12 protein-coding genes and 1 pseudogene are annotated in these 13,684 nt (G+C 64.9%); 2 read left to right on the top strand and 11 right to left on the bottom strand.

Going from position 1 to position 13,684, the window contains the following annotated elements:
• Positions 1-4: 4 nt before the first annotated feature.
• Positions 5-3,091 (bottom strand): efflux RND transporter permease subunit, encoded by a 3,087-nt coding sequence (locus tag CN97_RS18115; RefSeq protein WP_035714498.1) that lies wholly within the window; start codon positions 3,089-3,091, stop codon positions 5-7.
• A complete protein-coding gene (locus CN97_RS18110; RefSeq protein WP_084684256.1) occupies positions 3,088-4,380 on the bottom strand; it encodes an efflux RND transporter periplasmic adaptor subunit in 1,293 nt (430 codons plus the stop codon). Before CN97_RS18110 ends, CN97_RS18115 begins: the two co-directional genes overlap by 4 nt.
• A gap of 119 nt (positions 4,381-4,499) precedes the next feature.
• On the opposite strand from CN97_RS18110, the gene CN97_RS18105 reads away from it, so the two are divergent.
• Both CN97_RS18105 and CN97_RS18100 read left to right on the top strand, forming a co-directional pair.
• Entirely contained in the window at positions 4,500-5,048 is a 549-nt protein-coding gene (locus CN97_RS18105; protein WP_254915522.1) for a TetR/AcrR family transcriptional regulator, read from the top strand.
• 39 nt (positions 5,049-5,087) lie between these two features.
• Positions 5,088-6,167 (top strand): NAD(P)/FAD-dependent oxidoreductase, encoded by a 1,080-nt coding sequence (locus CN97_RS18100; protein ID WP_035714497.1) that lies wholly within the window; start codon positions 5,088-5,090, stop codon positions 6,165-6,167.
• Between the two features lie 2 nt (positions 6,168-6,169).
• Here the strand turns inward: CN97_RS18100 and CN97_RS18095 are convergent, their stop codons facing one another.
• The 9 genes and pseudogenes from CN97_RS18095 to CN97_RS18055 form a co-directional block, all read right to left on the bottom strand.
• Positions 6,170-7,123 (bottom strand): YncE family protein, encoded by a 954-nt coding sequence (locus CN97_RS18095; RefSeq protein ID WP_051911423.1) that lies wholly within the window; start codon positions 7,121-7,123, stop codon positions 6,170-6,172.
• Between the two features lie 115 nt (positions 7,124-7,238).
• Positions 7,239-7,889 (bottom strand): phosphoglycolate phosphatase, encoded by a 651-nt coding sequence (gene gph / locus CN97_RS18090; RefSeq protein WP_035714495.1) that lies wholly within the window; start codon positions 7,887-7,889, stop codon positions 7,239-7,241.
• On the bottom strand, positions 7,886-8,605 hold the full coding sequence (locus tag CN97_RS18085; RefSeq protein ID WP_035714493.1) for an HAD-IA family hydrolase: 720 nt from the start codon (positions 8,603-8,605) through the stop codon (positions 7,886-7,888). The genes gph and CN97_RS18085 overlap by 4 nt, the downstream gene beginning before the upstream one ends.
• Positions 8,598-9,317 carry a ribulose-phosphate 3-epimerase gene (rpe, locus tag CN97_RS18080; RefSeq protein ID WP_035714490.1) on the bottom strand — a complete coding sequence of 240 codons (720 nt, stop codon included), beginning with the start codon at positions 9,315-9,317 and terminating at the stop codon, positions 8,598-8,600. Before rpe ends, CN97_RS18085 begins: the two co-directional genes overlap by 8 nt.
• Complete coding sequence (gene cbbX / locus CN97_RS18075) at positions 9,314-10,219, bottom strand: CbbX protein (protein ID WP_088217497.1); 906 nt, start codon at positions 10,217-10,219, stop codon at positions 9,314-9,316. Before cbbX ends, rpe begins: the two co-directional genes overlap by 4 nt.
• An 81-nt stretch (positions 10,220-10,300) precedes the next feature.
• On the bottom strand, positions 10,301-10,696 hold the full coding sequence (locus CN97_RS18070; RefSeq protein WP_035714486.1) for a ribulose bisphosphate carboxylase small subunit: 396 nt from the start codon (positions 10,694-10,696) through the stop codon (positions 10,301-10,303).
• 122 nt (positions 10,697-10,818) lie between these two features.
• Entirely contained in the window at positions 10,819-12,273 is a 1,455-nt protein-coding gene (locus CN97_RS18065; protein ID WP_035714483.1) for a form I ribulose bisphosphate carboxylase large subunit, read from the bottom strand.
• 12 nt (positions 12,274-12,285) lie between these two features.
• Positions 12,286-13,365 carry a class II fructose-bisphosphate aldolase gene (fba, locus tag CN97_RS18060; protein ID WP_035714480.1) on the bottom strand — a complete coding sequence of 360 codons (1,080 nt, stop codon included), beginning with the start codon at positions 13,363-13,365 and terminating at the stop codon, positions 12,286-12,288.
• A gap of 12 nt (positions 13,366-13,377) precedes the next feature.
• Positions 13,378-13,684: pseudogene (locus CN97_RS18055) on the bottom strand (erythrose-4-phosphate dehydrogenase); the annotation flags it as partial.

Genomic DNA, 13,684 nt, shown 5'->3' with positions numbered 1-13,684 from the left:
CCGCTCAATGCGCTTCGGAGGTTGCTGCCATCGCTTCCGGATCGGGTTTCTCCGGCTCCGGCGGCATCTCCTTCTCGGCGATGTAGCTGTAGAACATCGGCACGACGAAGAGGGTGAAGGCAGAACCGATAATCAGCCCGGTAAAGATCACCAACCCCATGGAGTAGCGCGCGGCCGCCCCCGCACCCGCCGCCGTGATGAGCGGCACCACACCCAGCGCCATCGCCGCCGTCGTCATGAGGATCGGGCGGAGACGCACGCGGGCGGAGAGGATGATCCCCTCCTCCCGGCTGAGGTTATGCGCGCGCCGCTGCTGGTTGGCGAATTCCACCAGCAGGATGCCGTGCTTGGTGATCAGCCCGACAAGCGTGATCAGCCCCACCTGCGTATAGATGTTCAGCGTCGAGGCGCCGAGGTTCAGCGGAATGATGGCGCCAAAGATCGACAGCGGCACAGACATCATGATGATGAACGGATCGCGGAAGCTCTCGAACTGCGCGGCGAGCACGAGATAGATCACGATCACAGCCGCACCGAAGGCGATGAGGATGGTGTTTCCCTCGGTCACCTCAAGCCGCGACTGGCCGGAATAGTCGATGAAGAACCCTTCGGGCAGCAGATCCTGCGCAATGCCCACGATGGTCTGCAACCCGTCGCCCGTGGAAACCCCGGGAAGCGGCAGGGCAGAGATCGTGGCGGAGTTCAGTTGGTTGAACTGCTCGATGGCGGTTGGCGAGACGTTTGTCTTGATGTCCACCAGCGCCGAGAGGGGCACCATGTCGCCCGTCGTCGCGCGAATGAAGAAATCACCCAGCCGCTCAGGGTTGTTGCGGTAGATGTCGGGCACCTGCATGATGACGTCGTAGCTGTTGGAATCCCGGTCGAACTGGCTGATCTTGTTGCCGCCGACCAGCAGCGTCAGCGTCTGGCCGATGGTCTGGGCGGGCACGTTCATCGCCGCCGCGCGATCCCGGTCGATGGTGACGGTCACCTGCGTCTGGGTATAGGCGAGCGAGTTCTGCACCACGATGAACTGACCGGCCGCCAACGCCCTGAGGCGGACCTCCTCGGCCAGTTCATAGACATTGGAGGATGGCCCCGTCGATTGCAGCACCAAGGAAATCGGCAGCCCGCCCCCCGTTCCCGGCAGCGTCGGCGGCGCAAAGACGAAGGCCTCCACCCCCGTGACGGGCGCGATGCGCGCCTGCAGATCCTGCTGGATCTCCGCCTGGCCACGGTCTCTGTCGGCCCAGTCATTGAACGCCCAGAGCGCGATGGCGGAATTGGTCCCGCCCCCGAAACCGACGATGGAGAAGTTGGCCTTCAACTCCGGCAGATCCTTTGTCAGGTCGCGCATCTGATTGACATAGGCCGCCGTGTAATCGACCGTCGCGTTCGAAGGGCCGTTGATGATCGAGAAAAGCGCCCCCTGATCCTCCTCCGGCGCCAATTCGGAAGATGTCCGCGTGAACAGGAACCCCATCAGCGCCACCAGAACGATCACCATCAGCAGCGTGATCGGCCGGTATTTCAGCGACCCCCGCACAAGCCGCTCATAGCGATCGGCCAGCTTCTCGAAGGTCGTATCGACGAATTTCTGGAAGCGGCTCGCCTCCCCCTGCTTCAGGAGACGCGCCGACATCATCGGGGTGATCGTCAGGGCGATCACCCCCGAAATCATCACCGCACCCGCGAGCGTCAGCGCGAATTCCCGGAACAGCGCGCCGGTCAGCCCGCCGGTGAATGCCAGCGGCGCGAACACCGCGGCCAGTGTGACCGTCATGGCGACGATGGGGCCGATGATCTCCTGCATCCCCTTGAAAGAGGCCTGCATGGGGCTCAACCCTTCCTCGATATGGCGGTGGATGTTCTCCACCACCACGATCGCGTCATCCACCACCAGCCCGATGGCCAGCACCATGGCGAGGAGCGACAGCAGGTTGATGGAAAAGCCCAGCAGGTAAAGGACGAACAGCACCCCGATGAGCGACAGCGGAATGGTCACGATCGGCATCAGCACCGAGCGGAAGGAGCCAAGGAACAGCAGGATGACCACCACCACGATGGCCACCGCCTCCAGAATGGTCTTGAACACCTCCTCGATGGAGGCGGAGATCTGCTCCGTCGCGTCATACATCAGCGTCATGCTCATGCCGCTGGGCAGACTGCCCTGGATCGCAGGCAGTTCCTCCAGCACCGCGGAGGACACGGTCAGCGGGTTGGCGGAGGGCGTCGGGAACACACCGATGAACGTCCCGGGCTCGCCGTTGAAATTGACGATGGTATCGCTGGAAGCTGCGGCAAGCTCGATGCGTGCGATGTCGCGCAGCCGCACCACGTCATCGCCCTCGGCCTTCACTGGCAGAGCGCCAAAGGTCTCGGGCGTCTGCAGCGTGGACTGCATGGTGATCGGGTAGGCGACAAGTTCATTCCGCGTCTTGCCCGGCGCGGCAAGGAAGTTTGACGTGGTGATCGCCTGATAGACATCTGCGGCGGTAAGCTGATGCCCTGCCATGAGGATCGGGTCGATCCAGATCCGCATGGAATATTCGGAGGCGCCCAGAACCTCCACCTCCGCGACGCCCGGAATGGTGGACATGCGCGGCCGGATCACGCGTTCGATATACTCGGTGACCTGTTCGGAAGTCATGTTGGGGTTCTGGAACGCGAAATACATCGTCGCGAACTGCATCCCGGTGCCCTTGACGATTGTCGGATCTTCGGCCTCCGACGGCAGTTGGCTGCGGACCTCCTGCACCTTCGACATGACTTCCGTCAACGCCGCGTCCGGATCCGAGCCGAGCCGCATGTTCACGGTCACGATGGAGGTAGAGGGCAGCGACTTGGAGTCCACATAGTCGATATTCTCCGTCGTGGCGACGGAGCGGGCAATGGGCGCAGTGATGAACCCCTGCATCAGATCGGCGGAGGCACCGGGATAGGTGGTGGTGACGGTGATCACCGTCTCATCGACCTCTGGATACTCCCGCACCTGCAGCGAAAACAGCCCCTGGATCCCCAGCAGGATGATGAGCGCGCCGAGAACCGTGGACAGGACCGGACGGCGAATGAAAATGTCCGAAAAGCTCATTGGCCAGTCGTCCCGCCACCGGTCGTGCCACTGCCATTTGCACCACCGCCCTCTGTCGCATCGCCGGTCTCGCCCGGGCTGCCCTCCGTGGCTCCGGTGCCGGCTCCCGCCGCTGGCGCATCCTGCCCTGCTTCGCTGCTACCGTTTTCTGTCGGGTTGCGGCCCACGTCGCCGGAGCGGATATATGCCTCGGTCTCCTGAACGGCGGGATTGATGGCGTTGTCGATCTCAGCGGGCTGACCGTTGCTCAATCGGTTCTGACCCGCCGTCACCACCCGATCCCCCGCCTTTACCCCCGACACGATCTCCGCGACGGGCCCGGAGCGGCGACCGATCGTCACGAAGGACTGACGGACTTCCAACTGCTCCGCATTGTCCTCTTTCGGCTGCACGAGATAGACATAGTCGCCGTAAAGGCTCGAGACGACGGAAGTCAGCGGCACGGCGATCACACCCGTCTCTTGCGGCAGCGCCACCGCGATGCGGACGAATTGTCCCGGCGTCAGTTGCTGGCCCGGATTGGCCACCGACCCGCGTACGGAAACGAGCCGGCTTTGCGGATCGACGCGCGGATCAATGCCTGTCACTTGCCCCGCCAGCCCTTCGGTCATACCGCCTGCCCAGACACTGAGCTGCTGCGTGATGGAAAGCTCCCGCAGACGCTGCTCCGGTACACTGAAATCGACGCGCATCGTTTCCAGATCCTGAAGCGTGGCGACGGTGGTACCCGGCGACAGATACTCGCCAAGGTCGACACGCGGGATCCCTACCGTTCCGGGGAAGGGCGCGTCGAGTTTGGTCTGATCCAATACGGCCACGGCGGAGGCGAGCTGCGCCTCGGCCGCGCGGGCAGAGGCTTCTGCCTCCTCAAGCGAGACGTTGGTGGAGACGCCACGCCGCTGAAGCTGCTGGTTCCGCGCAAGAGTCTGCCGGGTCAGATCGACCTGCGTCCGCGCGGCCTCCACATCGGCGGCCCGAACGCGGCTGTCCAGCCGCAGGAGTGTTTCTCCCTGCGCGACCTTGTCGTTGGCGCTGAACAGGATCTCCCGCACGATCCCGGCCGTCTCAACCGTCAGCTGGACACCTTGCGATGCGTTGGCCGTCCCGATCGCCTCAATCACCGGCGACCATGTGACCGGCTTCACCTCATAGACGGCAACCGCCGCGGGCGGCACCTGACGGTTTGCAAAGAAATCCGCGATCATCTTCGACCGGAACAGGTTGAACCCGACAAGGCCGCCCACGACGATGGCAAGCAGGATGACGGCAATGACAAGTCTCTTGATCATACGGACCCCTTCCGGCACCGGGCCCTGCCCGATTCCGGGTCGGGCCAACGCGGTCGACCCTATCACATAGTGTTGAAAACGACCACGTTTTGACTGTACCGTCCAGACGGTTCTGTCAAGTGGAGGGATTGCGCCTGAACCGCCTGCGAGACACTGCGAGAGAGCGAATTCTTTATGCTGCGGAGGCGGTCGTGCGGAAGCAGGGCGCGCGCAAGATGTCGCTTGAGGCCGTGGCGGAATGCGCGGGCGTGTCAAAGGGCGGCCTGCTTTACCATTTCCCGTCGAAGACCCGTTTGCTGGAAGCGGTGGTGTCATCGCATCTGAGCCGTTTCGACGCCGATATCTCCGCGCGTCCGGGGCTTGACGCGGCGGATGGACTGCTCCGGGCCTATCTGGCCGAAATGCTTCACCGCCTTGGTGATGGTGCGCCTCCGGCCAGTGGTATGCTTGCCGCTGCGGCGGAAAATCCCGCGATCCTTGACCCCGCGCGGCGCTACGGGCGCGACCTTCTGGAACGGCTCCGGGCGAATTCCGCCGACCCCGAGCGGGCGACCACGATCTTCCTGGCCGTGCAGGGCATCTGGATGGCGGAGTTTCTGGGCCTCGACCTCTTCCCGCGAGAGAAAGCGCGGGACGTGCTGGAGCGGATGAGCGCGAAGCTCACCTGACCCCTTCCCCGGCCTGCCCCGGCATGGCATGACAAACGAATGGACAGCGATTTCCTTATCATCGGCGGCGGGATCGCCGGCATCTCGGCTGCGGCGCGGCTTTCCTATCTGGGGCGGGTCATCGTGCTGGAGGCGGAGCCGCATCTGGCCTATCACGCCTCCGGCCGCTCAGCCGCCCTCTATGAGGAGGGTTATGGTGCTCCGGCTGTCGTGGCGCTGAACCGCGCAAGCAAGGATTACCACTTCGACCCGGCGCGCGAACTCACCACGCCCCGGGGAGTGATGATCGTCGCGCGCGCAGGCGAGGAGGATGTGTTCCACACCGATGCCGCGCAGATGCATCTTTCTCCCGTCACGATGGAGGAAGCCCGCGCCCGCGTCCCCATCCTGAACCCCGAAACGGTTGCCCATGTCGCGGTGGGCGATGGGGCGCGCGACATAGACACCGACCGGCTGGTGCAGGCCTTTGCGCGGGAGGCGCGGGGCAATGGCGCGCTGATCGTCACGGGCGCGCCGGTCGATACGATCCGCAGGCGCTCCGGTGGCGGGTGGGACGTGCAGTCGGGCGCGCGGGGCTGGTCGGGGCGAATCCTCGTCAACGCGGCCGGGGCATGGGTGGACAGGGTGGCGACGATGGCCGGTGTCGCGCCGCTCGGCTTCACGCCCTATCGCCGCTCCATGGCGCGCATTCCCGCGCCCGGCGGCCATGATGTCAGCGGATGGCCGATGATCTTCGGCGCGGGCGAGACATGGTATGCCAAACCCGATGCGGGCAAGCTCATCGTCTCCCCCGCCGATGAAGACCCGGCCGAGCCGCACGACGCCTATCCCGACGACATGGTGCTGGCCGAAGGACTGGCGCGCTACGAGGAAATGGTGACCGCTCCCGTGACACGGCTTGAATCGAGCTGGGCGGGGCTGCGGACCTTCGCGCCGGACAGGGTGCTGGTCATCGGTTTCGACCCGCATGTGCCGGATTTCTTCTGGCAGGCGGGACAGGGCGGCTACGGCTTCCAGACAAGCCCCGCCGCCAGCCGCCTCGCCGCAGATCTTGCGGGAGGCACGGCGCCGGAACTCGATGCGGCCGCCGTCGCCGCCCTCTCGCCCGCGCGGTTCTGAAGTCAGTTCGTATCGGCGATGAAGGAACCGAAGGCGCGGGGCCCGGACGGCATGGCAATCTCCTGCTCCACGGTCAGGGTCTGGCCATTGATGCGCATTACGCTGTCGCTGAGCCAGTTGGCAACAAAGAGCGTGTGCCCATCGGCAGCCACGGAAATTCCCTCGGGATAGTCTCCGACCATCACCTGACCCGTCACCGCCAGCGTCGCGGGATCAAAGACGGTGAGCGTGCCGCCATATTGGTCCGTCACGAACCCCCGACCAGCGGCAAAAGCCACGGCATAGGGTCGCTCCCCGGTTTCCACCTTGCCCACCACGGCACGGCGTCCCAGATCGACCACCGTCACGCTGTTGTCGAGCACATCGGCCACATAGGCCCGTCCCTCCCACAGTGTCACGCCGAAGGGATGATGGCCGACGGGAATCCGCTCCACCACCGCCCCCGAGCCGAGATCGAACAGGCTCAGCGCATCGGAATCGCGATCCGTTACGGCGAGCAGATGTCCATCCTCCGAGACAGCGATGCCGGAGGGATTGGCGCCTGTCTCGAAGCTCCGCACCACTGCCCCGGTCGCAGGGTCCACCTCATGCGCGCGGCCTTCCCAGTCGGTGACGAACACGTGGCGCGAGATCGGATCATAGGCGATGCCGAAGGGCGCGCCGGGCAACGGGTGACGCATGATCTCTCGCCCGTCCAGGCCGATGACATGCAGCATGCGGGATTTCACTGCGACGACAAAGGCGCGGGCGCTGCGCCCGTCCACTGCCACCGACACCGGATCGCCCGGCACGTCCAATGTGCTACGGGCGGCCCCGCTCTGCAGATCGAGGATGGTGACCTTTCCGGCATTCTGCGAGGTGACGACTGCAAGATCCAGCGCCGCCACGGGGCCGCCGAGAAGCAGCAGCACCGCGCAGACCCCGCCGGCGCGTCCTGTCATTGATCGGTTCGCCATCGGCCCCTCCCTGCTTGCCCGGGCCACCATTCCCGGAGGTGCGCGCAGGGTCCAGTGGCAAAAGCGTCCCACCCTGAGAGGGCGGCAGGCCCGAGGTCTGAACGAAATGCCTTGTTCAGGCGGGGGATGCTGCGGGATCGACGAGCGCGGGTAGTTCGCTCCAGTCGGAGAAGCGGAAACGGGAGGGGAACATGTCCAGATCCTCCCGCGCATAACCGCCGGTAAAGATACCGAACGGGATCTCACCCGCCTGCGCCGCGCGGGCATCTATCTCGCTGTCACCGATGAACACCGCCTCGCCACCGCCAAGCAGGTCGATGGTATGGAGCACGGGAAGCGGGGATGGCTTGCGCTCGGCCAGCGTGTCGCCCGCCGTCACCTGCTCGAAGACCGCAAGGTCGAGCGCTTCGAGCAACAGGCCTGTCGCACGCGCAGGCTTGTTGGTGCAGAGACCGAGCCGTGCGCCGCGGCCGCGCAGCTGGCCAAGCGCCTCCCTGACCCCCGGAAAGACGGTGGTGCGGACTGCCGGATTACGCTCGTATTCAGCAAGGAAGGACGCGTGCCACTGCTCCAGGAGCGCCGGATCCCCACCAACCGCGGCGATCACCCGCTGCATGAGCACGCGCGTCCCCTCACCGATGAAACTGCGCACGGCCGTCAGTGGCAGCGGCGGCAAGCCGTTCTCCGTCAGCACATGGTTCACGGCGGCATGAATGTCGGCAGCACTGTCGATCAGCGTGCCATCGAGGTCGAAGACAACAATCATGCAGCCACCCAGGTTCTTCTGCCCAGCCTTGTCCGAAGGCCCGTCAGCCCACCCAGATCAGAGAAGCAGGACAGCTGCAACGTTGGATTTTCCGCGGCCTCCCCTTGCGTGAATATCCCCTGCGAAAGCACCACGGGAATGCCTGCCTGCCGCGCCGAAAGAACACCATTGCGCGAATCCTCGAACGCCACCGCCTCTCCCGGCGCGACGCCGAGCATGGAGAGCGCCAGACGATAGACATCGGGCGCAGGTTTCTTGGCCCGCACCATGTCCCCCGCCGCCACGGCGTCGAACACGTCCCCCGCGCCCACGCCGAAAGCCGCACGGCAAAGCGCCTCCACATTCGCAGGCGTCGTGGTTGTCGCGACGCCCAGAAGGCAACCTGCCCCACGCGCCTCCGCCACAAGTGCGGCGATCCCGGGGCGAAGCGGTATGCCCCGCGCCAGCAGCAGGCCGAACCGGCGCGTCTTTTCGGCGTGAAGCGCGGCCACAGGCCAATCGTCCGGCGTCTCGCCAAGCTCCTCCAGAAAGCGGGAAATGCGCTCCTTGCCGCCGGTTGTCGTCAGCAGGTCGCGATACTGTTCACGGGACCAGCGCCATGGCAGGCCACGGGCGGCGAAGGTCTCGTTGAACGCGGCGAGATGGAGAGCCTCCGTCTCCGCCAGCGTTCCATCCACATCGAAGATGAGCGCGCGCGGCCAGCGATGTTCAGGCATGGGCTTCCTCCCTTCTGCGCGGAACCGCCGCTTCGGCGGCGGCACGTATGGCCCGGATATTGTTGCCGTAGGGGGCGGGATCGGCCACCGATCCGCCGTTGAACACTGCCGAGCCGGCGACGAGCACATCCGCCCCCGCCGCTGCGACAAGGGGCGCTGTCTCCGGGATCACGCCGCCGTCGATCTCGATATGCACCGGCCTGTCGCCGATCAGGGCGCGGAGCCTGCGTACCTGATCCACCTGGCTCGCAATGAATTTCTGACCGCCGAAGCCGGGGTTGACGGTCATCACGCAGACCAGCTCGATCATGTCGAGCAGCGGGGCCGCAGCCTCCACCGGCGTTCCCGGATTGAGCGCCAGCCCGGGGCGCATTCCGGCGCCGCGTATCGCCTGCAGCGTGCGGTGGATATGCGGGCCGGCCTCGAGATGGGCCGTCAGGATATCGGCCCCGGCGGCCGCGAAGGCGTCGATATAGCTGTCGACCGGAGCGATCATCAGGTGGACATCCATGACGCCCCGGATATGCGGCCGGATCGCCGTGCAAAGCTGGGGTCCGAAGGTCAGGTTGGGCACGAAATGCCCGTCCATCACGTCAACATGGACCCAATCGGCGCCCTGTTCCTCTATCGCCTCACACTCTCGTCCGAAATCCGCAAAATCAGCCGCGAGGATGGAGGGCGCGATACGAATGCGTCTGTCGAAGGTGCTCATGTCTCCGCCCCGATCTTCAGCCCGCCCCTGAAGACGCGGCTGACATTGATGTCCTCGGCCTCGATCCGGCTCAGGGTCGCGGCGTCCACCGGGCCTGTGGAGGTGGTGAACAGCCGGTTGGCCTGCCGGAGCCGTGCTCGATCCAGCGCATTGCGAATGGAGCGGGCATTGGCGAAATGCGGCTGCTGGCGCCGGAGTGCGATGTAATCGGCCAGCACCCGCGACGCCTCCTCCGTCAGCGTGTAGCTCTGATCCTCCAGCATGTGATCGGCGATGCGATGCAGCTCCCCATCGGTGTAGTCCGGGAATTCGATGTGATGCGCGATGCGGGAGCGGAAGCCGGGGTTCGACTGGAAGAACCTGTCCATCCGATCAGCATAACCCGCGAGGATGACGACAAGATCATCGCGGTTGTTCTCCATCACCTGCAACAGGATCTCGATCGCCTCCTGCCCGTAATCGCGCTCGTTGTCCGGGCGATAGAGGTAATAGGCCTCGTCGATGAACAGCACGCCGCCCATGGCCTTCTTCAGCACTTCCTTGGTCTTGGGCGCGGTGTGGCCGATATACTGGCCCACAAGGTCATCCCGCGTGACGGAGACGAGGTGCCCCTTGCGCACATAGCCCAGCCGATGCAGCAGACCTGCCATCTTCATCGCCACGGTGGTCTTGCCCGTCCCCGGATTGCCGGTGAAGGACATGTGCAGCGTCGGCGTTTCCTGGGTCAATCCCATCTGGCGGCGCGCACGGTCCACCAGCAGCAGCGCCGCGGTTTCCCGGATGCGCTCCTTCACGGGCGCGAGTCCGATAAGTTCCCGGTCCAGCTCGTCCAGCACTTCGCGGACGCCAGAGCTTTCGTATTCGGCGGCAAGATCGACGGTCAGCGGCGTGTCGGCATTCATGGTGATTTCTCCGTTTGCCGGGAATCGGGCGTCCCCCCGGCCGGAGGGGATGATGAGAGAGAGGCCGGAGGAACGCAGAGGTCACCCGTGGCGGACGACCTCATGGGTGTAGCGGATGGACCGACCGTCCACCTCGGTCCGCACCATGCGGATCCGCGGCTCCACTTTCGGACGGTTGACGATGAAGCTCATCGTGACCGTCTCGAACCCGCGTGTGCTGTCGAAAGCATTCAGGCGGATGTAGCTGTCCGGGAATGCCTTGCGGCATTCGTCCAGCTCCATCATCACGCCCTTGGCGTCCCGCAGGTCGAACATCGGATTGCCCCACATCTCCCAATAGGTATTCCGGGGGTGCGGTTCGTCCGTGTATTCGACACCGATGGCCCAGCCCCGGGACAGGCAATATTCCACCTGTGCGGTGATCTGCTCGTCCGTCAGGTCGGGCAGGAAAGAAAAGCAGCCTTGGGTGATACGCATCTTTGCCTCCTGTGAGGTATTATGAAGGGGGCGGAGACTCCGCCGGATGGGGGGATCGGTCTGCCGCACCGGCTCCCCGCAAGGGAACGGGGGAAAGCGGCCCGCGCGCGTCCGGCCTGCCGTCAGTTCACCGCTGCGGTCGGCACGAAGTCGGACGTGTCGGTCGATGTGTAATTGAAGCTGATGTTGCCCCAGGTATCGAGGGCGGCTTCCAGCGGCTTGCACCACTTGGCGGCCTTGCGCAGCACTTCGGGGCCTTCATTCCTGATGTCCACGCCTTCGTTCCGGGCCTGGATCATCGCCTCCAGGGCCACGCGGTTCGCGGTCGCGCCCGCCTGGATGCCCATCGGGTGACCGATGGTGCCGCCGCCGAACTGCAGCACCACATCCTCGCCGAAGAGGTCGATCAGCTGGTGCATCTGGCCGGCATGGATGCCGCCGGAGGCGACGGGCATCACCTTCTTGAGGTCGGCCCAGTCCTGCTCGAAGTAGATGCCGCGCTCCAGATCGACCGGGTTATGCATCTCCCGGCAGACGTTGTAGTAGCCCTGCACGGTGGGCGGATCGCCTTCCAGCTTGCCGACCGCTGTGCCCGCGTGGATATGGTCCACCCCCGCAAGGCGCATCCACTTCGCGATCACGCGGAAGGAGATGCCGTGGCCCTTCTGGCGGGTATAGGTGCCGTGACCCGCCCGGTGCAGGTGCAGGATCATGTCGTTCTGGCGGCACCATTCGGAGATCGACTGGATCGCCGTGTAGCCGATGATCAGGTCGATCATCACGATGACCGAACCCAGAGACTTGGCGAACTCCGCCCGCCGATACATCTCCTCCATCGTGCCCGCGGTGATGTTGAGATAGTGGCCCTTGACCTCGCCTGTCTCCGCCTGCGCCTTGTTAACCGCCTCCATGCAGTAGAGGAACCGGTCGCGCCAGTGCATGAAGGGCTGCGAGTTGATGTTCTCGTCATCCTTCATGAAGTCGAGCCCGCCCTTCAGCCCCTCATAAACCACGCGGCCATAGTTCTTGCCGGACAGGCCGAGCTTCGGCTTCGTCGTCGCGCCCAGCAGGGGGCGGCCGAACTTGTCCAGCCGCTCGCGCTCCACCACGATGCCGGTGGGCGGGCCCTTGTAGGTCTTGATGTAAGCCACCGGCAGGCGCATGTCCTCCAGCCGTGCGGCCTTCAACGGCTTGAAGCTGAACACGTTGCCGATGATCGACGCGGTGAGGTTGGCGATGGAGCCTTCCTCGAACAGGATGAGGTCATAGGCGACGTAGCAGAAGAACTCCCCCGGACGGCCCGGAACCGGTTCCACCTTGTAGGCCTTGGCGCGGTACTGGTCGCAGGCCGTCAGGCGGTCGGTCCAGACTACGGTCCAGGTGGCGGTGGAGCTTTCGCCGGCGACTGCGGCCGCCGCTTCGATCGGGTCCACGCCCTCCTGCGGAGTGATACGGAACAGCGCCAGCAGGTCGGTGTCCTTGGGCTCGTAGTCGCCGTCCCAGTAGCCCATCTGGGCGTATTTAAGAACACCCGCCCTGTAGCGTTCCTTGCCCTTGATTTCCTTCATCTCGGTCATGGCATGTCCTCCTCAGGCAGCCTTGGCGGTGGAAGTGGCGGGCGAGAGCGTGCCGGAGGCATAGCGCTTCGCCATGTCGTCGAGCGGGATCACCCTGATCCTCGAAGCATTCCCGGCAGTGCCGAAGGCTTCGAAGCGATCGCGGCAGAGCTTCGCCATGCTGTCCATGGCGGGCTTCAGGAACTTGCGCGGATCGAATTCCCGCGGGTTGGCCTTGGCGATGCGCCGGAATTCAGAGGTCATCGCCATGCGGCAATCGGTGTCGATGTTGACCTTCCGCACGCCGTGGCGGATGCCGCGCACGATCTCCTCCACCGGCACGCCGAAGGTCTGGGGCATCTCACCGCCATTTTCGTTGATGATGTCCTGCAACTCCTGCGGCACGCTGGAGGAGCCGTGCATCACCAGATGCGTGTTCGGCAGGCGGGAGTGGATCTCCTCGATCACCTTCATCGCGAGGATGTCGCCATCCGGCTTGCGCGAGAACTTGTAAGCCCCATGGCTGGTGCCGCAGGCGATGGCCAGCGCGTCCACCCCGGTCCGGGCCACGAAGTCCACGGCCTGATCGGGGTCGGTCAGCAGCAGCGCGTGGTCGATCCTGCCCTCCACGCCATGCCCGTCCTCCGCCTCCCCCTCGCCGGTTTCCAGCGACCCGAGCACACCCAGTTCCCCCTCCACGCTGGCGCCGACCCAATGCGCCATGCGGGAGACACGCTCCGTGATGGTCACGTTGTAGTCGTAGTCGGCGGGCGTCTTGGCGTCGGCCTTCAGCGAGCCGTCCATCATGACGGAGGTGAAGCCGTGCCGGATGGCGGTCATGCAGGTGGCTTCGTTGTTGCCGTGGTCCTGGTGCATGCAGAGCGGGATCTCTGGATAGATCTCGGCCAGCGCCTCGATCATCTTGGCCAGCATGATGTCGTTGGCATAGCTCCGCGCGCCCCGGCTCGCCTGGATGATGACGGGCGCGTCCACCGCGCGGGCCGCCTCCATGATCGCGAGGCCCTGCTCCATGTTGTTGATATTGAAGGCCGGCACGCCGTAGCCGCGTTCCGCGGCGTGGTCAAGAAGCTGCCTGAGTGTGATGAGTGCCATCCGTAGTCCTCCCTAGATCAGCCGTCCGATAGCGGCGGCGGTATCTGCCATTCGGTTGGAGAAGCCCCATTCGTTGTCGTACCAGGAGAGGATGCGGCAGAGCCGGCCCTCCATCACTCTGGTCTGGTCCATGTGAAACACCGAGGAGCGGGGGTCGTGGTTGAAGTCGGAGGAGACGTTCGCCTCCTCCGTGAAGCCGAGGATCCCCGCCAGCCGCCCCGCCGCCGCCTGGCGGATCGCCGCGTTGATCTCCTCCGCCGTCGTGTCCCGCGCCGCCTCGAACACCAGGTCCACGACAGAGACGTTCGGTGTCGGAACC

The organism is Haematobacter massiliensis (assembly GCF_000740795.1).
Lineage (GTDB): Bacteria > Pseudomonadota > Alphaproteobacteria > Rhodobacterales > Rhodobacteraceae > Haematobacter > Haematobacter massiliensis.
This window is presented reverse-complemented; position numbering and strand designations above follow the sequence as displayed.